The sequence below is a fragment of the Haemophilus sp. HMSC71H05 genome, assembly GCF_001838635.1.
In the GTDB taxonomy this organism is placed as follows: domain Bacteria; phylum Pseudomonadota; class Gammaproteobacteria; order Enterobacterales; family Pasteurellaceae; genus Haemophilus_D; species Haemophilus_D parainfluenzae_R.
In genome coordinates this window covers 173,045-190,070 of record NZ_KV838038.1, presented here as the reverse complement: position 1 = coordinate 190,070, position 17,026 = coordinate 173,045, and the positions used below count along the sequence as shown (strand labels likewise).

19 protein-coding genes are annotated in these 17,026 nt (G+C 40.2%); 6 read left to right on the top strand and 13 right to left on the bottom strand.

Translation table 11 applies throughout. The annotated features are described in order from the left end of the window. Positions 1–14 precede the first annotated feature (14 nt). The 6 genes from HMPREF3279_RS09770 to ccmA form a co-directional block, all read right to left on the bottom strand. Positions 15–1,964 (bottom strand): heme lyase CcmF/NrfE family subunit, encoded by a 1,950-nt coding sequence (locus HMPREF3279_RS09770; protein ID WP_070869018.1) that lies wholly within the window; start codon positions 1,962–1,964, stop codon positions 15–17. Further along, positions 1,964–2,494, bottom strand: coding sequence for a cytochrome c maturation protein CcmE (gene ccmE, locus HMPREF3279_RS09765; protein ID WP_049374622.1), 531 nt, complete (start codon positions 2,492–2,494; stop codon positions 1,964–1,966). Before ccmE ends, HMPREF3279_RS09770 begins: the two co-directional genes overlap by 1 nt. Then, positions 2,491–2,694 carry a heme exporter protein CcmD gene (gene ccmD / locus HMPREF3279_RS09760; RefSeq protein ID WP_005699972.1) on the bottom strand — a complete coding sequence of 68 codons (204 nt, stop codon included), beginning with the start codon at positions 2,692–2,694 and terminating at the stop codon, positions 2,491–2,493. Before ccmD ends, ccmE begins: the two co-directional genes overlap by 4 nt. Before the next feature lie 29 nt (positions 2,695–2,723). Continuing rightward, on the bottom strand, positions 2,724–3,464 hold the full coding sequence (locus HMPREF3279_RS09755) for a heme ABC transporter permease (protein ID WP_049367059.1): 741 nt from the start codon (positions 3,462–3,464) through the stop codon (positions 2,724–2,726). Between the two features lie 67 nt (positions 3,465–3,531). Continuing rightward, a complete protein-coding gene (ccmB, locus tag HMPREF3279_RS09750; protein ID WP_049364995.1) occupies positions 3,532–4,197 on the bottom strand; it encodes a heme exporter protein CcmB in 666 nt (221 codons plus the stop codon). Positions 4,198–4,203: 6 nt separating this feature from the next. After that, on the bottom strand, positions 4,204–4,845 hold the full coding sequence (gene ccmA, locus HMPREF3279_RS09745; RefSeq protein WP_070869017.1) for a cytochrome c biogenesis heme-transporting ATPase CcmA: 642 nt from the start codon (positions 4,843–4,845) through the stop codon (positions 4,204–4,206). A gap of 283 nt (positions 4,846–5,128) precedes the next feature. Between ccmA and sodA the strand changes: the two genes are divergently transcribed. Further along, positions 5,129–5,776 carry a superoxide dismutase [Mn] gene (gene sodA / locus HMPREF3279_RS09740; RefSeq protein ID WP_070712760.1) on the top strand — a complete coding sequence of 216 codons (648 nt, stop codon included), beginning with the start codon at positions 5,129–5,131 and terminating at the stop codon, positions 5,774–5,776. 55 nt (positions 5,777–5,831) lie between these two features. Here the strand turns inward: sodA and HMPREF3279_RS09735 are convergent, their stop codons facing one another. The 7 genes from HMPREF3279_RS09735 to HMPREF3279_RS09705 all read right to left on the bottom strand — a co-directional run bounded on the left by HMPREF3279_RS09735 (position 5,832) and on the right by HMPREF3279_RS09705 (position 12,233). Further along, the gene (locus HMPREF3279_RS09735) at positions 5,832–6,275 is read right to left on the bottom strand and encodes a methyltransferase family protein (RefSeq protein ID WP_070869016.1); all 444 of its coding nucleotides are present in this window, start codon (positions 6,273–6,275) and stop codon (positions 5,832–5,834) included. 51 nt (positions 6,276–6,326) lie between these two features. Beyond that, the gene (locus HMPREF3279_RS09730; RefSeq protein ID WP_070869015.1) at positions 6,327–6,941 is read right to left on the bottom strand and encodes a YfgM family protein; all 615 of its coding nucleotides are present in this window, start codon (positions 6,939–6,941) and stop codon (positions 6,327–6,329) included. A gap of 18 nt (positions 6,942–6,959) precedes the next feature. Continuing rightward, complete coding sequence (hisS, locus tag HMPREF3279_RS09725; RefSeq protein WP_070869014.1) at positions 6,960–8,231, bottom strand: histidine--tRNA ligase; 1,272 nt, start codon at positions 8,229–8,231, stop codon at positions 6,960–6,962. Between the two features lie 9 nt (positions 8,232–8,240). After that, positions 8,241–9,347, bottom strand: a complete 1,107-nt coding sequence (ispG, locus tag HMPREF3279_RS09720; RefSeq protein ID WP_070869013.1) for a flavodoxin-dependent (E)-4-hydroxy-3-methylbut-2-enyl-diphosphate synthase — start codon at positions 9,345–9,347, stop codon at positions 8,241–8,243. Positions 9,348–9,365: 18 nt separating this feature from the next. After that, positions 9,366–10,397, bottom strand: a complete 1,032-nt coding sequence (locus HMPREF3279_RS09715) for a RodZ domain-containing protein (RefSeq protein ID WP_070869051.1) — start codon at positions 10,395–10,397, stop codon at positions 9,366–9,368. 75 nt (positions 10,398–10,472) lie between these two features. Next, positions 10,473–11,015 (bottom strand): type IV pilus biogenesis/stability protein PilW, encoded by a 543-nt coding sequence (gene pilW, locus HMPREF3279_RS09710; RefSeq protein WP_070869012.1) that lies wholly within the window; start codon positions 11,013–11,015, stop codon positions 10,473–10,475. A 69-nt stretch (positions 11,016–11,084) separates the two neighbouring features. Continuing rightward, positions 11,085–12,233 carry a dual-specificity RNA methyltransferase RlmN gene (locus tag HMPREF3279_RS09705; RefSeq protein WP_070869011.1) on the bottom strand — a complete coding sequence of 383 codons (1,149 nt, stop codon included), beginning with the start codon at positions 12,231–12,233 and terminating at the stop codon, positions 11,085–11,087. Between the two features lie 302 nt (positions 12,234–12,535). On the opposite strand from HMPREF3279_RS09705, the gene HMPREF3279_RS09700 reads away from it, so the two are divergent. The 5 genes from HMPREF3279_RS09700 to HMPREF3279_RS09680 all read left to right on the top strand — a co-directional run bounded on the left by HMPREF3279_RS09700 (position 12,536) and on the right by HMPREF3279_RS09680 (position 17,024). Further along, positions 12,536–13,411 (top strand): D-alanyl-D-alanine carboxypeptidase family protein, encoded by an 876-nt coding sequence (locus HMPREF3279_RS09700; protein WP_070776048.1) that lies wholly within the window; start codon positions 12,536–12,538, stop codon positions 13,409–13,411. 154 nt (positions 13,412–13,565) lie between these two features. Beyond that, positions 13,566–14,447, top strand: coding sequence for a metal ABC transporter substrate-binding protein (locus HMPREF3279_RS09695; RefSeq protein WP_049364985.1), 882 nt, complete (start codon positions 13,566–13,568; stop codon positions 14,445–14,447). Further along, positions 14,447–15,343: a manganese/iron ABC transporter ATP-binding protein gene (locus HMPREF3279_RS09690; RefSeq protein WP_070869010.1), complete on the top strand. Its 897-nt coding sequence runs from the start codon at positions 14,447–14,449 to the stop codon at positions 15,341–15,343. The genes HMPREF3279_RS09695 and HMPREF3279_RS09690 overlap by 1 nt, the downstream gene beginning before the upstream one ends. A gap of 3 nt (positions 15,344–15,346) precedes the next feature. Continuing rightward, entirely contained in the window at positions 15,347–16,198 is an 852-nt protein-coding gene (locus HMPREF3279_RS09685; RefSeq protein ID WP_049367070.1) for a metal ABC transporter permease, read from the top strand. Then, complete coding sequence (locus HMPREF3279_RS09680) at positions 16,191–17,024, top strand: metal ABC transporter permease (RefSeq protein WP_070869009.1); 834 nt, start codon at positions 16,191–16,193, stop codon at positions 17,022–17,024. Before HMPREF3279_RS09685 ends, HMPREF3279_RS09680 begins: the two co-directional genes overlap by 8 nt. Positions 17,025–17,026: the final 2 nt, after the last annotated feature.

Sequence of the window (17,026 nt, the reverse complement as noted above, 5' to 3'; positions counted from 1 at the left end):
GCCCCTTATTACAATTAAGACTGTTTAACTAATCGACTAAAACGATAACGACGGTCAAACATACAGAGCAAGCCACCTAATGCCATAAACAATCCGCCAATCCAAATCCAACGGATAAATGGTTTATAGTAAAGACGTAGTGCCCATGAGTTATCATCTATTTTTTCACCTAAAGCGACATAAAGATCACGAGTAAAGCCCCAATTAATTGCTGCTTCCGTCATTGGCATTTTACTGACGGTATAAAAACGTTTTTCAGCAAATAATGTTGCTTCCGGTTTACCTGCTTTTGAAATGTCGATTTGTGCTTTACCGCCCATATAGTTAGGACCATTTGCATCACTCACGCCTGCAAATTTGAAGTCATAGTTAGCAATCTGTACCGTATCACCCACAGCCATTCGCACATCACGTTCTACACTGAAGTTTTGGCTAAAGGCAATTCCCCAAACGGTCATCGCCACACCAAGGTGAGCCAAAATCATCCCCCAATGGGAACGAGAAAGTTTGGTAATACCTTTAAAGAAAGATTCGCGGTGTGTTGCACGTTGTTTCATTTCATAGAGACTCAGTAACACAATAATGACGGACATCATGGTACCAAGCACAGCACTGACGGTGAGTTTATTTTGTAAGAAATACGGTAAAGCAAAACCTGCAATCGCCATCACAATGACACTCACAACAACCGGTGTACGAATTTCAGAGAACTGATCTCGACGCCATTTTACTAATGGCCCAATACCTAGTAATAAGGCAAATGGGGTCATAATAATCAGGAACATTTGATCAAAGAACGGCGCACCGATCGAAATAGATCCCAAACCTAATTGTTTGTGAACTAACGGTAATAATGTTCCTAAGAACACCACACAAAGTGCGGTCATTAATAGGATGTTATTTAATAATAATAAGGTTTCACGAGAATAACGTTCCGCATTATCACGTGAACGAATTTGGTTGCCTTTATAAGCATACAAGGTTAACGAGCCACCTATCACTACAACCAAATAAGCAAGAATATACAAACCACGTGTTGGATCTGAAGCAAAGGCGTGTACTGACACTAAGATACCGGAACGAACTAAGAATGTACCCAGTAAGCAAAGGGAGAACGCCAAAATCGCTAAAAGCACAGTCCAAGCTTTAAAAGAGCCACGTTTTTCAGTCACCGCTAAAGAGTGGATTAATGCGGTTCCCGCAAGCCAAGGCATTAAAGAAGAGTTTTCTACTGGGTCCCAGAACCACCAGCCGCCCCAGCCGAGCTCATAATATGCCCACCAAGAACCGAGCACAATCCCGAGTGTTAAAAACACCCAAGCAGCAATCGTCCAAGGGCGTGACCATCTAGCCCAAGCTGAGTCTAATTTACCCGTCATTAATGAGGCAATCGCAAAGGCAAAGGCAACAGAAAAACCAACATATCCCATATAAAGTAATGGAGGGTGGAAAATTAAGCCCACATCTTGCAACATTGGGTTGAGTTCTCTGCCATCTACTGGGAAATCAGGGAATGTACGGGTAAATGGATTCGAGGTAAATAATACGAAGAGTAAAAAGCCGATGCTAATAATCCCCATAATACCTAATACACGAGCTACTGCTTCTTGTGGCAAGTGTTTGCTAAATAAGGCTACAGCTGCACCCCAAAGTGTTAATAACCAAATCCAAAGTAATAATGAGCCCTCATGTGAACCCCAAACTGCAGATAAACGATAATAAATCGGCAAGCTTCTGTTAGAGTTATTCACCACATATTGCACACTGAAATCATTGACAGCAAACAGATAGAACAATGCTGCAAACGCAATGGTTAAAGTAAAAAATAAACCATAAGTCATTGGACGAGCCAATGACATAAGTTGAGGATGACCTTTTTCAGCTCCCCATAATGGGAGAATGGCTAAAAAGAATGAAACGGCAAGGCTTAAAGCAAGCGCATAATTTCCTAATTCAGCAATCATTAGCGACCTTCTTGCGATTTTTGCTGGGTTTCTTTATAACGACGATCGGCTTCACTCTCGCCTTTTAGTTCTGCCCCCATTGGTTTATGCATTTTCTGCATTTTCTCACCCAATTCTGGCGGCACATAATTTTCATCATGTTTAGCAAGCACTTCTGTTGCTTCTAACAAGGTTGGTTCTTTTAACACACCTTGCGCAACAATACCCTGTCCCTCACGGAAAAGATCTGGCAGAATACCTTCGTACTCTACTGTAATTGATGGACCAATATCATTCACATCAAAGCGAACTTTGAGACTTTTCGGATCTCGACTAACAGAGCCTTCAACCACCATACCACCAACACGAATACGTTGCCCAACTTCAGGTTTTTGATCAGGATTTCCGTCTTTCCCTTCTACAACTTCCGAAGGGGTATAAAATAAATCAATATTTTGGCGAAGTGCATAAAGCACCAAACCTGTCGCAATTGAAATACCTAAAATCACAAAGATGATGATCGAAAGTCTTGATTTACGTCTTGGATTCATAGCGTATTTCCTTTATTTGCTTGGTTTAAACGGGCTTCACGTTGTTGCTCGCGTAACACTTCTTTTAATACTGCTTTACGCCCCTTGACGCTTTGTATCGCCAAAATGATCATTGCCACGAGGCTAATGCCATAGGAAAGCCACACATAAAAACCGTAGCCTCCCATATTGATAAAATCACTCCAACTTTGGAAAAACATTTTCCGCTCCCTAAAATAAAAATAAAAAACTATTTCAGCTTACTTGCTAACTCTTTTACCCATGGACGTTTACTGTCTTCTTTTAGCAATTCAACGCGGTAACGCACAAGCGTAAACCAAATGGATAAAAATAAAAATCCCAAAATACATAAAATCAGTGGAATTAACATCGGCGTTGCAATCGACGGTTTTTCAAACTTCGTGATACTTGCCCCTTGATGTAAGGTATTCCACCACTCTACAGAAAAGTGAATAATTGGTAAATTCACCACACCAACAATACACAAGATACCCGCTGATTTTGCGCCCACGGCACGATCAGAAAATGCCGAATAAAGCGCTAATACACCGATATATAAGAAGAAAAGAATGAGTTCTGCAGTTAAACGCGCATCCCATACCCACCAAGTTCCCCACATTGGTTTACCCCAAATTGCACCTGTTACCAAGGCAATAAAGGTAAACATTGCACCGATCGGTGCCATGGCTATCATTGAAAGATGAGCGGCTTTAATTTGCCAAACTAACGCAATAATGGCAGCCACAGCCATAGAACCATACACACCCATTGACCAAATCGCTGCCGGCACATGGACATACATAATTCGGAAACTATTGCCTTGCTGATAATCTGCCGGAGCATAAGCTAAACCCCAAACGATTCCAACAGCCAATAATAAAACCGCAATCACACCAAAAAATGGACTTAATTTGCCACATAAATGATATTGGGTTTCATGTTTTGCGTAAGGATGTAACCACTTCCACATAAAAGATCCTTAATTCAAAAAATAAAAAACAGTTAAAAATCTGACCGCACTTTCACCGTCATGATGATTAATTATCTAAACTAATTCGTAGTGCAGCGGCAATCGCAAAAGGCGATAAGGTTATCGCGCCAGCCAAAATTGCACCTAAAATAGCAAGCTGTCCACCATAAGGGAGATTTAATGCTGCGGCATCTAAAATTGCTGAAGCAAAAATTAAAACCGGAATGAATAATGGTACCACAAGTAAACTCAGCAATACGCCACCTTTACGCAATCCCACCGTTAATGCCACACCAATTGCACCAATGCAGCTTAAAATCGGCGTGCCCACTAAGAGTGTAAGCACCAATGCCCACCAAATATTCACTTCTAATGAGAGCAATAAAGCCGCGATGGGTGACAGTAAAATTAACGGCAAACCCGTTAATAGCCAGTGTGCAACAACTTTTGCGAGTGCCGTTAGGGCTAAAGGTTGAGCCGTAAGCATCAATTGTTCTAAAGAGCCATCAATAAAGTCATCTCGGAATAAGCGTTCAAAAGACAGCAACGCAGAAAGCAATGCCGCAACCCAAGCAACCCCGGGTGCAATGCGAGAAAGTAGTTTAGGATCCGGCCCAATGACTAATGGAAATAGCGTGATGACGATCAAAAAGAACCAAAGCGGATTTAAAATTTCCGCTTGCTTACGGGTCGCAATCTTCAGCTCTCGCTTTATAATCTGTAAAAATATCATAAAAATCTAAGGGTTATATTTATAATCAGCAAGATTGATTTTCTTTAATAGGCTACTTGGTACTTCTTGATGACTCGTTAAAATCACCATTCCACCTTTTTTAGCATGATTTTCAAAAAGTGTGGTCAAAACTTCAACCCCTTTTTTGTCTATTGCTGTAAAAGGTTCATCCAAAATCCAAAGTGGTGCTTCCGAGATCCATAATCTCGCCAAGGCAATGCGCTTTTGCTGACCAGCTGAAAGTTGAGCTGCCGGTAAATCTTCGCGACCGAGTAAGCCCACTGTTTCCAACACATCCCATAAAATATCGGTGCCTTGCTGGCTTTGACTAATCTGCTGATAAAATTTTAAATTTTCCCATGCCGTTAATTCAGGCTTTACGCCAGAATGATGGCCGAGATAAAGTAGCTGATGATGGTATTCTTCGCGTTGTTTGGTAATCTCGTCTGAATTCCACCGCACTTTACCTTCTACAGGCTGTGCAAGGCCGGCTAAAATCCGCAATAAACTTGTTTTGCCGATACCATTGTGCCCTTCAATTTGCACGAAATCACCGCTTTGAAAGTGCAGTGAAAGATCAGTAAACAATACGCGATCGCCACGTTGACACGCTAATTGTTCTAATTGAAGTTGATAAGCAGGAAACATAGTCTCAGCCTTAAAAATAAAACCTTGTTAAAAATCAGCGGGTATTCTACCACAAGGGGAAATTTTGACGAGATTTTAAGGGCTAAAAGGCATAACTATTTAGAAGTAGATCGGTGTGTTTATTGATTTAAAACAAATTAAGCTTTTCTAGTCTATTCATCGGATAATCAAATAATTAAAAGATTTACTGATCTAAATCAAATTTTCTGCTACTATTTAGTTACTTTTTGATGTTGTTTTATCAAAAATATTACCTTAACTTCATTTAAAAAAGGAACATATTATGTCTTATACTCTACCTGAATTAGGTTACGCTTATGATGCGTTAGAACCACATTTTGATGCACAAACAATGGAAATTCACCACACTAAGCACCACCAAGCTTATGTAAACAATGCAAATGCGGTGTTAGAAACTTTACCTGCTGAATTTTCTGAAATGTGCTCAGGTCAATTAATCAGCCAATTAGACAAAATCCCAGCTGAAAAACGTACTGCGTTACGTAACAATGCAGGTGGTCACGCAAACCACAGCTTATTCTGGAAATCATTGAAAAAAGGCACCACTTTACAAGGTGATTTAAAAGCAGCTATCGAGCGTGATTTCGGTTCTGTAGAAAACTTCAAAGCTGAATTTGAAAAAGCAGCGGCGACTCGTTTCGGTTCTGGTTGGGCATGGTTAGTGATCAACCAAGGCAAATTATCTGTTGTTTCTACCGCAAACCAAGATTCTCCATTAATGGGTAAAGAGATCGCAGGTTGTGAAGGTTTCCCACTTTTAGGTTTAGACGTTTGGGAACACGCTTATTACTTGAAATTCCAAAACCGTCGTCCAGACTACATCAAAGAATTCTGGAACGTAGTAAACTGGGATTTCGTTGCAGAGCGTTTTGCTAAAAAATTAGCAGATTGTGGATGTGCAGCTAAATAATAGCTTCTAAAAATATATAAAAAATCGCCTATTTTTAGGCGATTTTTTTTATTGGTTAAATCCAGCGTCTCACTTTTTTCTTGTAAGCCAAATAAGAGTCACCAAACTTCTTCTCAAGCCAGTATTCTTCAGGTTTAATTTGCCATTGTGTGATGAGATAAACAAAAAGAAAAACACCTAAAAAACTGACCGCACTTTGCAAATAAACTGCCCACGCCACTAGCAAGCCCGCTAAACTTAAATACATTGGGTTGCGGCTAAAACGATAAATACCATCTACCACAAACACGTTGCTTTTTTCTAAGTGAATTGGATTGATATTCGCTTTACTTTTATAAAATTGCCAAAGGCTGAAAAAAACGATGACAGAAGAAACCGATACAATCAAATAAACTGCTAATGCATTGATTTTTAACGGATAAGGATTAGGCAAATATGCCATGATAAGTGCACAGCCAATAAAAATGATGGGTGGTGGCACAATAGGTTTCTGAATCATAAGATCAAAAATCCAATAAAAAAGCCCGAGCAATTCGGGCTAATTAAAATATTACAGATTATTTAATTTCATCTGCGCCATTTGTTTTTCTAACGGGTTACCGCTTTTTTGTGCATTCTCAAAGCTTGCCTTAGCACCATTCACATCGCCTTTTGCGACTTGAATATCGCCCGCTAAAAGATCTTTACGTGCACTGAAGCCTTGGCTTTTCACTTGATTTAGACTTGCTAATGCGGCATCAAATTGACCTTGTTGGAATTGCACGGCAGATAAACGAAGCGCTGCAAGAGACGTTAAGATATCATCTTGTGATTGAGCAATCGCTTGTTTCAAGCTATTTTCAGCAGATACGTAATCTTGTTTTGCAACAAAACCTTTTGCTTGATCTAGTAAGCTAAATACCGCATAGCTAGTTTTATCATGCGCTTTCACAAATTCAGCCACTTTAGCTTGTTGTGCTGCGGCATCTTTGTTTGCTGTATAAACTAAGGCATCATATTCAGCAGACGCTTGCATAATTTGATTGGCTTGATAAGACTGCCAATAGCGCCAGCCCAACATCCCGCCTACACCAAGAATAAAAGCGGCAATAATGGTTTTGCCATTGTCTTTCCACCATTCTTTTAACTGGTTCAGTTCTTGTTCTTCTTCAATGGTATATGCCATTTTCCTATCCTTCTAAAATTAAAATTGGGCTTTTACGTGTTCAATTAAATTGGCCACATCAATGGTTTGTTGCTCAGCTGCGCCAAGTAAGTGTTTGACCACCACTTGATTATTTTGCACTTCGCTTTCACCAAGCACAAGGGCAAGGGTTGCACCTGATTTATCAGCGCGTTTAAATTGTTTTTTGAAATTACCGCCGCTGCAATGCAACATGGTGCTTAAGTGCGGTAATTCTGAGCGAAGTTTTTCAGCGAGTTGGAATGCGGCTAATGTTGTGCCTTCACCTTGATAAACAACGTAAATATCTACCGCACTTTTTACCGGAATCGATTTATTCACTTCTTGAACAAGTAGCACTAAACGCTCTAAGCCCATTGCGAAACCGACACCACTGGTTGCGTGACCACCAAGTTGCTCAACTAAGCCATCATAACGTCCACCACCACATACGGTGCCTTGTGCACCTAATGCAGATGTCACCCATTCAAATACGGTTTTATTATAATAGTCTAAGCCACGAACCAATTTTGGATTAATTTCATATTGAATGCCAACCGCATCTAATAAACCGCATAACTGCGCAAAATGCTCGCGACTTTCATCGTCTAAATAATCCAATAATTTTGGCGCGCCGTCCAATACATCTTGTAATGCTTGATTTTTAGTATCCAAAATACGTAATGGATTTTTTACAAGACGTTCTTTCTCCTCTTCGCTCATTAAATCTTGGTGATTTTCTAAGAAAGCCACTAATGCAGAACGATAGTTTACACGTGCTTCTAATGAACCAATCGAATTTAATTGAAGAGAAACATGTTGATCAATCCCTAACGCTTTCCACAAACGCGCCGTTAAAATAATTAACTCGGCATCAATTTCAGGGGTTGCGATACCAAAGACTTCTACACCCGCTTGGTGGAATTGACGATAACGACCTTTTTGTGGACGCTCATGGCGGAACATCGGCCCCATGTACCATAAACGTTGTTCATTGTTGTAAATCCAACCATGTTCAATCGCAGCACGCACACATCCGGCTGTACCTTCAGGACGAAGTGTTAATTGCTCATCATTATCCCAGAATGTGTACATTTCTTTTGAGACAACATCGGTTACTTCACCGATTGCACGAGCAAATAATGGCGTACTTTCTACGATTGGCATACGCACTTCTGAATAGCCGTAGCTGCTTAAAATTTGGCGAACCTGTCCTTCAATCCATTGCCAAAGTGGAGATTCAGTTGGAGAGCAGTCGTTCATCCCACGAATTGCTTGAATATTTTTTGCCACGAGTTTTCCTTAAATAATTCGATTTTTTGGATCTTGTTGTGCAACTTTTGCACGAATTTTAGCTTCTAATTGGTCAATAATCGCGTCGTTATCAAAACGTTCTTTTTGACGCTCGCCATCTAAATAATAACCGCTTTTCTTATTACCACCGGTCACGCCAAGGTCAGACACTAATGCTTCACCCGGGCCATTTACCACACAACCAATAATAGACACATCCATTGGGGTGATAATATCTTCTAAACGTTGTTCCAGTGCATTCACCGTGCCGATCACATCAAACTCTTGACGAGAACAAGTTGGACAAGCAATAAAGTTAATCCCACGAGAACGAATACGTAACGATTTCAAAATATCAAAACCAACTTTGATTTCTTCTACAGGATCGGCGGCTAAAGAGACACGTAAGGTATCACCAATACCTTCTGCCAACAGCATACCTAAACCAATTGCAGATTTTACCGCACCTGCACGTGCGCCACCTGCTTCCGTAATGCCTAAATGTAACGGCTGTTTAATGGCTTTTGCCAGTAAACGGTAAGCTTCCACCGCAAGGAAAACATCAGATGCTTTTACGCTCACTTTAAATTGATCGAAGTTTAAACGATCTAAAATTTCAACATGGCGTAATGCTGATTCTAATAAAGCTTCAGGTGTTGGCTCGCCAAATTTCTCTTGGATATCTTTTTCTAATGAGCCAGCATTTACACCGATACGGATCGGGATATTTTTATCACGCGCGCAATCCACCACTGCACGAATACGATCTTCACGACCGATATTGCCTGGATTAATACGTAAGCAATCCACCCCATATTCAGCCACTTTTAATGCAATGCGATAGTCAAAATGAATATCCGCCACTAATGGCACATTCACTTGCTGTTTAATGATTTTAAAGGCTTCGGCGGCATCCATGGTCGGAACAGAAACACGCACGATATCTGCGCCGACACGTTCCAACGATTTAATCTGTGCAACGGTCGCTTCAACATCAGTTGTGCGAGTATTTGTCATGGATTGTACGGCAATCGGTGCGTCACCACCGATTGGTACATTGCCCACATAAATTTTTGTCGATTCACGACGTTTGATAGTAGGTTTTACTGCTGACATTCTTTCGTAAATTATTCGTTAAGGTTTTGGTAATTTAAATTTAGCCACACGGCCATCAACGGTAAGCGGATACGCTTCGCCTTTATAAGTAATGCGAACGTTACCCGGCGCACCGATAATCAATGCATAGTCATTACCATTAAAAGTTAAGACTTCGCCTTGTTTATATTCTTTTTGCGCTAATACTTTACGGTTTTGGTCTTTCACACTAATCCAGCTTGAATTCTTTGTGATCTCAATAACGAGATCGCCTTTCGCTGTGGTTGGAGCTTCAGAAATAGCGGGGTTTTCAACCGCACTTTGTGTATCAGGCACGGTTTTCTCTGTTGTTGGTTCGGTGTTAGGTAACGTTTGTTCCACAACAGGTGCTTGCGCTTGTTCAACGGTAGGTGCTGAAGTTGCTGCGGTTGAAACTTCTGCGTTTACTGTTTGAGCTTGATTTTCTTGAGTAGTTGAAACAGCGGGTTCAGCAGCGGCATTATTTGTTGTTTCCGCTACTGGCGTAGTTCCATTGTTTGACACCGCAGGCTGGCTATTTATTGTTACTGGAATTTTATTCGAATGAGTAACTGGCACCTCTGCTGTTTTTTCTTTTTCAACGTAGGTTTGGACTAAATTATCACGTTCTTCGTTTGATTTTTGATAATTTTGCCACCACCATAAGCCAGTCATTCCCACAGCAGCGAGTAAAATAATAGTTGTGAGTGTGCCTACCCAACGGCTGTGAGATGAATATTGGTTAACTGAAAGAGTCGCACGTGCATTTTTACTTAAATCATTTTTGTGTGCTTCACCAAAAGTTAAATGAGCCCATTCAGCATCAGGAATACGTAAAAATTTCGCATAACTACGAACGTAACCTCTCAAAAAGGTTGAAGGGACATTTTTTTGGACAAATTCATTATTTTCTAATTTTGCCAAAATGCCTGGACGTAAAGAAATGGCCTTTGCCACATCTTCTAAAGAAAGATTTAATGCTTCGCGTGTTTGGCGAAGTTTATCCCCAAAGGAGATTTCAGTTGTTTCAGTTTGTTCGACGATTGTATTCATAGGAATAAAAATAGAGAAATAGAAATAAAAAACTAAATACCAAATTTTAAAGTCGAAAGGGGCTTTTGGCAATGATTATTTGAGCGCACGGAGCTTTTCCGCTCTGGAAGGATCAACTTGGCGCAATTTCTCCAATGCTTGGTGATAAACATCGGTTTGTTTTCCGGCAAAAGCACAAAGTGCCATATTTTCGTAAGTATCGGCTTGATGATAATAATTCGGTGCAGCGAGTGCAGCATTAAATTGTGAATAAGCTTGTTCAAACTCACCTTGCCCACATAAAAAAGCACCGAAGTTGTTATACACATCACCTTGCTTATCATCTAACTTAATCGCCTGTAAATAAGCTTGCTTCGCTTTTTCCGTATCGCCTTGTAATTGATAAAAATGCGCAAGTGCCGAGTGCACAAGATAATAGCGTTCATCATGTTCAAAAGCTTTATCTAAATTCAGTTTTGCTTGAACAAAATCCTCTTGTTGCAGATAGCCTAATGCCAATTCAACGCGCGCTTTTGCTGCTTGTTGTTTATTAAAATCAACAGAAGACTGAGAGACGCAAGCAGAAAAAACAAAAGGAAAAATGAGCGCACTTAGAATGTTAATTGGGATTAATTTCATCTTATCACTCCTCTATCTTATCACTCTTATCCAGGCCATTTTTCCTTTACAAGTATTGTTATATTTAGCTTAGTTAACAGCTTTTATGTCAATACCTTCGCCAAACTTACGCTTCATTGCTGTACGTTTGGTTCGGTCGATCACATCCCCCGCCAACTGACCACAAGCGGCATCAATATCATCACCACGAGTTTTGCGCACAATTACCGTAAAACCGTATTCCATTAATGTTTTTTGGAAACGATCGACACGGCTATTTGAGCTTTTACCATAAGGCGCTTCTGGGAACGGATTCCATGGGATCAAGTTAATTTTACACGGGGTATTTTTTAACACTTGAGCTAATTGATGCGCATGCTCTGTACCATCATTCACATGATCTAATAACACATATTCAATAGTCACTTTACCATGGTTAGCATTTGATACTTCTAAGTATCTGTGCACCGAATCCATCAACATTTTGATGTTATATTTTTTATTGATCGGCATAATTTCATCACGCAATTCATCGTTCGGTGCGTGAAGTGAAATGGCTAATGCTACATCAATCTTTTCGCGTAACATATCGAGTGCAGGCACGACTCCTGAAGTGGATAACGTCACGCGTCGTTTAGATAATCCATACGCGAAATCATCTAGCATAATTTCCATCGCGGGTACAACATTGGCTACATTTAACAATGGTTCACCCATACCCATCATTACCACATTGGTAATAGGACGTACACCCGTCACACCAAAATTACCGATAATTTTTGATGCACGCCAAACCTGACCGATAATTTCAGACACTGTTAAATTACGGTTAAAGCCTTGCTGTGCTGTTGAACAGAAGGTACAAGCTAACGCACAACCCACTTGAGAAGAGACGCAAAGCGTCGCACGATCTGCTTCAGGAATATAGACCGTTTCAACTTGCTGTTCACCTACCTGCATCGCCCATTTAATGGTACCATCCGCAGAGCGTTGCTCAACCGCCACTTCTGGCGCTTTAATTTCCGAGACCGCTTTTAATTTTTCTCGTAATTTTTTATTAATATTGGTCATATTGTCGAAGTTATCTTCGCCAAAATGATAAATCCATTTCACTAATTGATCCGCACGAAATGGTTTCTCGCCTAATTCAGCAAAAAACTCACGCATCTGCTGACGCGTTAAATCCATTAAGTTAATCTTTTTTGTATTCGTTTCGGATGAAAGGGGTTGTTCTAACATAAAGCCTCGTTATTACACATTACGGCGATGATGTTACTCATAATTGAGCAACAAAAAATTCGCATATTAAAAATGAGCCGAGATTTTACAGATTTACCGACAGATAAGCTAGCAGATTTAAAAAACAACGAAAATTTTGACCGCACTTATTTGCGATCCGCATCGCAAAAATCAAAAAAATGAAAGGGAAAAGTGCGGTTAAAAAAACTTCGAATTTTTTATCTTTCATACATCCCAAACCCCTACAAAAACTGATAGAATGTGCACTTCGTTTTATTCTCTGAGTTAGCTATATTGAAGATATGTTAAAAAAAGTTCTTTCTGTATTGTGTTTAGTACCCGCAGTCGCAACGGCACAATCTTATATCGTATATGATTTCACCCATGATAGAGTGCTCGAAAGTAGCTCACCTAATCATGTGCAACCTATCGCATCCGTCACCAAGTTAATGACAGCGAATGTGTTTCTTGAAAATAATCGAAACGCAAATTGTACTGCATCGATTACTGACGATGATTATGATTACATTAAAGGCACACATACAAAATTACCAAAATACACGCCAATTTCTTGTAATGAATTATTAAAAGCAATGCTTGTTCATTCTGATAACTATGCTGCCCATGCACTTTCTCGCTCTGCGGGCATGAGTCGTTTGCAATTTATCCAAAAAATGAATGAGAAAGCACGAGAATTAGGCATGCGCTCTACTCGCTTTTCAGACAGTTCAGGTTTATCTGATAGCAACATTTCAAGTGCAATGGATTTAGTTAAGCTAGCCAAATACTCGCTCAATAAAGCACAAATCAAAAATCTTTCTAATATGCCAAGTGCCTTCATTCAAGCTGGCGGACGCAGCGTTTTTGTTAAAAACACCAATAAATTAGTGCGTGAAGAAGTGTTTGATGCAGCAATTAATAAAACCGGCTATATTCGCGAATCTGGCTATAATTTAGTTTTCGTGAATAAAAATCCATGTAATCACTCTACCATCGGTGTGATCAGTTTAAATAACCATTCATCTGCGTTTCGTACTAACTTTACCAAAGGAAAATTAGAACAATACGGTTGTATCGCAGGGCGTAGCATGCACAACTTTACCGTTGATGAAGCCCAATATGAAGAAGGCTATGATGAAGCAGGTATGGATCGTCTAATCCAACAAGTTGGTGGTTAATTGTTTCAAAAAAGAGCGGTCAATTTTGCACAAAATTTTCCGCTTTTTAAGTTTAATCACCTATCGATTTGATAATTATTTTCATTTAAAAAGCTTGTAAAAAATGATATTATTATGCAGAATGCTAATTCATCATTATTTTTAAGGAGATCTCATGAAGCATTTATTTAAAAGCCTATCTGTTATCGCTCTAGGTTTAGCAGCTTTACAAGCCGAAGCGAAATTTAAAGTGGTGACCACATTTACGGTTATTCAGGATATCGCACAAAATGTTGCGGGCGATGCCGCGACGGTGGAATCTATCACCAAACCTGGTGCAGAAATTCACGAGTATGAACCGACCCCTAAAGATATTGTAAAAGCTCAATCTGCTGATTTAATTTTATGGAACGGATTAAATTTAGAGCGTTGGTTTGAGCGTTTCTTCCAAAATATCAAAGATAAACCAGCCGTTGTGGTAACCGAAGGCGTCACGCCACTTTCTATTTATGAAGGCCCTTATAAAGATGCCCCTAACCCACACGCTTGGATGTCGCCATCTAATGCGTTGATTTATGTCGAAAATATCAAAAATGCATTAGTTAAATACGATCCGCAAAATGCTGATACTTATCAAAAAAATGCAGCGGCGTATGCAGAAAAAATCAAACAGCTCGATAAACCTTTACGTGAAAAACTCTCACAGATTCCTGCCGACCAACGTTGGTTAGTGACCAGTGAAGGCGCCTTTAGTTATTTAGCGAAAGATTACGATCTCAAAGAAGGCTATTTATGGCCAATTAACGCTGAACAACAAGGTACACCTCAACAAGTACGTAAACTGATCGATTTAGTGAAAAAAAATCACATTCCAGTGGTATTTAGTGAAAGTACCGTGTCAGCCAAACCTGCTCAACAGGTAGCGAAAGAAAGCGGTGCTAAGTACGGCGGCGTACTTTATGTCGATTCCCTTTCTGCTGCTGATGGCCCTGTACCAACTTATATTGACTTACTGAATGTCACTGTATCCACCATAGTCAAAGGATTTGAAAAATAATGACTGAACTGTCCGCTTCTATTTCCGTTAATGACGTAACCGTGCGTTACAACAACGGGCACACTGCAATTTATGATGTTACCTTTGCATTACAAGGGGGAACCATCTGTGCTCTTGTCGGCGTAAATGGGAGCGGAAAATCAACGCTATTCAAAAGCATCATGGGCTTAATTAAACCACAACAAGGCAATATTTCGCTTTGTGGTTTGCCAATTAATCGAGCTTTGAAACAAAATTTGGTTGCCTATGTGCCGCAAGCGGAAGAAGTCGATTGGCAATTTCCAGTCTCCGTTTATGATGTTGTCATGATGGGACGCTACGGCTACATGAATTTCCTACGCATTCCAAAGGCTGAAGACAAACAAAAAGTGCTCGAAGCCATGCAACGAGTAAACATCGAACATTTGGCAGAACGACAAATCGGCGAGCTTTCTGGTGGACAGAAAAAACGCGTATTTTTAGCTCGCGCGTTAGCACAACAAAGTAAGATTATCTTACTCGATGAGCCTTTTACAGGTGTGGATGTTAAAACTGAAAATGCTATTGTGGAACTCCTTCGCCAATTACGTGCTGAAGGCCATTTAATTTTAGTTTCTACCCACAACTTGGGTTCTGTACCCGATTTCTGTGATCAAGTGGTGATGATTAACCGTACTGTGATTGCTGCCGGTAAAACAGAAGATACATTCAATCAGCATAATTTGGAAAAAGTCTTTGGTGGTGTATTACGACACGTCAAATTATTAGGTGAAGATCTGCATAATGATGAAGATAAACGTGCTGTCACCGTGCTTACGGATGATGAACGTCCCGTTGTCTTCTATGGTGAAACCAAAAATGATCCGCCCGCAACGGCTGTAAAATCCTGTCGTCTGCCTCCGTCTGACAAGGAATAAGTCATGCTTGAATATTTACTGGAACCTTTCTCCTATGAATATATGCAAAAAGCTATGTGGATAAGTGCCGCAGTCGGCGGCATTTGTGCCTTTCTTTCTGCCTATTTAATGTTGAAAGGTTGGTCATTAATTGGCGATGCGCTTTCTCATTCCGTGGTACCTGGTGTAGCGATTGCTTATGCCTTTTCACTCCCCTATGCTTTAGGTGCTTTTTTTGCAGGTATTTTGGCCGCACTTTCCATTTTGTGGATCAAATCCATTTCTAAACTCAAAGAAGATGCCGTTATCGGCTTTATTTTCAGTACCTTTTTTGCCTTGGGATTGCTGATTATTTCCCTTAATCCGACCTCAATAAACGTGCAAAATATTATTCTCGGTAATATCCTCGGGATTGCCGATGAAGATATTTATCAAGTAGCCATCATTATGTTGATTTGCTTGGTCTTATTGCTTATTTTTTGGAAGGATCTGTTACTGATTTTCTTTGATGAAACGCAAGCAATTACAGTTGGACTTTCACCACTGTTTTACAAAGTTCTCTTTTTTACACTCTTGAGTGCTTGTGTCGTTGCGGCATTACAAACTGTCGGGGCGATTTTAGTGATTGCGATGGTAATCACACCAGGCGCAACCGCCTATTTACTTACTGACAAGTTCAAAACTCTTATCAAAATTGCCGTAGCATTAGGCGCAATCACTGGTTTTGTCGGTGTCTATTTAAGCTATTATCTCGATGGAGCCACAGGTGGTGTCATCGTAACATTACAAACTTTGTTATTTTTATTAGCTTTTCTATTCTCGCCAAAATACGGATTAATGAGTCAAAAACGACGTAAGGCGGTGGTTCATGACTGAAATATTCACTATTTTCGCTGAGCCATTTCAGTTTGACTTTATGCAAAATGCGCTACTCACCGCATTAGTGGTTGCCGTTATCTGTGCGCTACTCTCTTGCTATTTGGTATTGAAAGGATGGTCATTGATGGGAGACGCTATTTCCCATGCCGTCCTCCCAGGTATTGTTTTAGCTTTTTTAGCTGGTATTCCATTAGTGATTGGTGCCTTTGTCTCAGGTATTGCCTGTGCCTTAGGAGTGGGTTATTTAAAAGAGAACAGCCGTATCAAAGAAGATACCGCGATGGGGATTGTATTTTCGGGGATGTTTGCCATTGGTTTGGTGCTGTTCACTAAAATCCAAACTTCACAACATCTCACACACATCTTATTCGGTAACGTATTAGGTGTAAGCCGACAAGAGGTGATTCAAACGGCTATCATCGCCTTGATCATTTTTATTTTGCTTGGATTAAAGCGTCGTGATTTCCTTCTTTACTGCTTTGACCCTAGCCATGCCCGTGTTGCAGGTCTTTCGCCTAAATTATTGCATTATGGACTACTCACCCTGCTTGCGCTCACCATTGTGAGTACGATGCAAGTCGTTGGGGTGATTTTGGTTGTAGCCATGCTAATTGCACCGGGCATCACCGCACTAACCCTAACAAATCGCTTCGATAAGATGCTTATTATCGCTATCACCAGTGCTGTAACTGCAAGCCTACTAGGCGTGCTACTTAGCTATCATTTTGATGCGTCCACTGGTGCATGCATTATTTTGTTACAAGCTTTATTTTTCTTAATTGCCCTGGTTTATAGCAAAATAAAAGTACGGTTAAATTTCTAAAT

What these genes read in the sequence shown, in the direction of transcription:
- HMPREF3279_RS09770 (WP_070869018.1), bottom strand. Translation starts at nt 1,964, where the DNA reads ATGATTGCTGAATTAGGAAATTATGCGCTTGCTTTAAGCCTTGCCGTT.
- ccmE (WP_049374622.1), bottom strand. Translation starts at nt 2,494, where the DNA reads ATGAATCCAAGACGTAAATCAAGACTTTCGATCATCATCTTTGTGATT.
- ccmD (WP_005699972.1), bottom strand. Translation starts at nt 2,694, where the DNA reads ATGTTTTTCCAAAGTTGGAGTGATTTTATCAATATGGGAGGCTACGGT.
- HMPREF3279_RS09755 (WP_049367059.1), bottom strand. Translation starts at nt 3,464, where the DNA reads ATGTGGAAGTGGTTACATCCTTACGCAAAACATGAAACCCAATATCAT.
- ccmB (WP_049364995.1), bottom strand. Translation starts at nt 4,197, where the DNA reads ATGATATTTTTACAGATTATAAAGCGAGAGCTGAAGATTGCGACCCGT.
- ccmA (WP_070869017.1), bottom strand. Translation starts at nt 4,845, where the DNA reads ATGTTTCCTGCTTATCAACTTCAATTAGAACAATTAGCGTGTCAACGT.
- sodA (WP_070712760.1), top strand. Translation starts at nt 5,129, where the DNA reads ATGTCTTATACTCTACCTGAATTAGGTTACGCTTATGATGCGTTAGAA.
- HMPREF3279_RS09735 (WP_070869016.1), bottom strand. Translation starts at nt 6,275, where the DNA reads ATGATTCAGAAACCTATTGTGCCACCACCCATCATTTTTATTGGCTGT.
- HMPREF3279_RS09730 (WP_070869015.1), bottom strand. Translation starts at nt 6,941, where the DNA reads ATGGCATATACCATTGAAGAAGAACAAGAACTGAACCAGTTAAAAGAA.
- ispG (WP_070869013.1), bottom strand. Translation starts at nt 9,347, where the DNA reads ATGTCAGCAGTAAAACCTACTATCAAACGTCGTGAATCGACAAAAATT.
- HMPREF3279_RS09715 (WP_070869051.1), bottom strand. Translation starts at nt 10,397, where the DNA reads ATGAATACAATCGTCGAACAAACTGAAACAACTGAAATCTCCTTTGGG.
- pilW (WP_070869012.1), bottom strand. Translation starts at nt 11,015, where the DNA reads ATGAAATTAATCCCAATTAACATTCTAAGTGCGCTCATTTTTCCTTTT.
- HMPREF3279_RS09705 (WP_070869011.1), bottom strand. Translation starts at nt 12,233, where the DNA reads ATGTTAGAACAACCCCTTTCATCCGAAACGAATACAAAAAAGATTAAC.
- HMPREF3279_RS09700 (WP_070776048.1), top strand. Translation starts at nt 12,536, where the DNA reads ATGTTAAAAAAAGTTCTTTCTGTATTGTGTTTAGTACCCGCAGTCGCA.
- HMPREF3279_RS09695 (WP_049364985.1), top strand. Translation starts at nt 13,566, where the DNA reads ATGAAGCATTTATTTAAAAGCCTATCTGTTATCGCTCTAGGTTTAGCA.
- HMPREF3279_RS09690 (WP_070869010.1), top strand. Translation starts at nt 14,447, where the DNA reads ATGACTGAACTGTCCGCTTCTATTTCCGTTAATGACGTAACCGTGCGT.
- HMPREF3279_RS09685 (WP_049367070.1), top strand. Translation starts at nt 15,347, where the DNA reads ATGCTTGAATATTTACTGGAACCTTTCTCCTATGAATATATGCAAAAA.
- HMPREF3279_RS09680 (WP_070869009.1), top strand. Translation starts at nt 16,191, where the DNA reads ATGACTGAAATATTCACTATTTTCGCTGAGCCATTTCAGTTTGACTTT.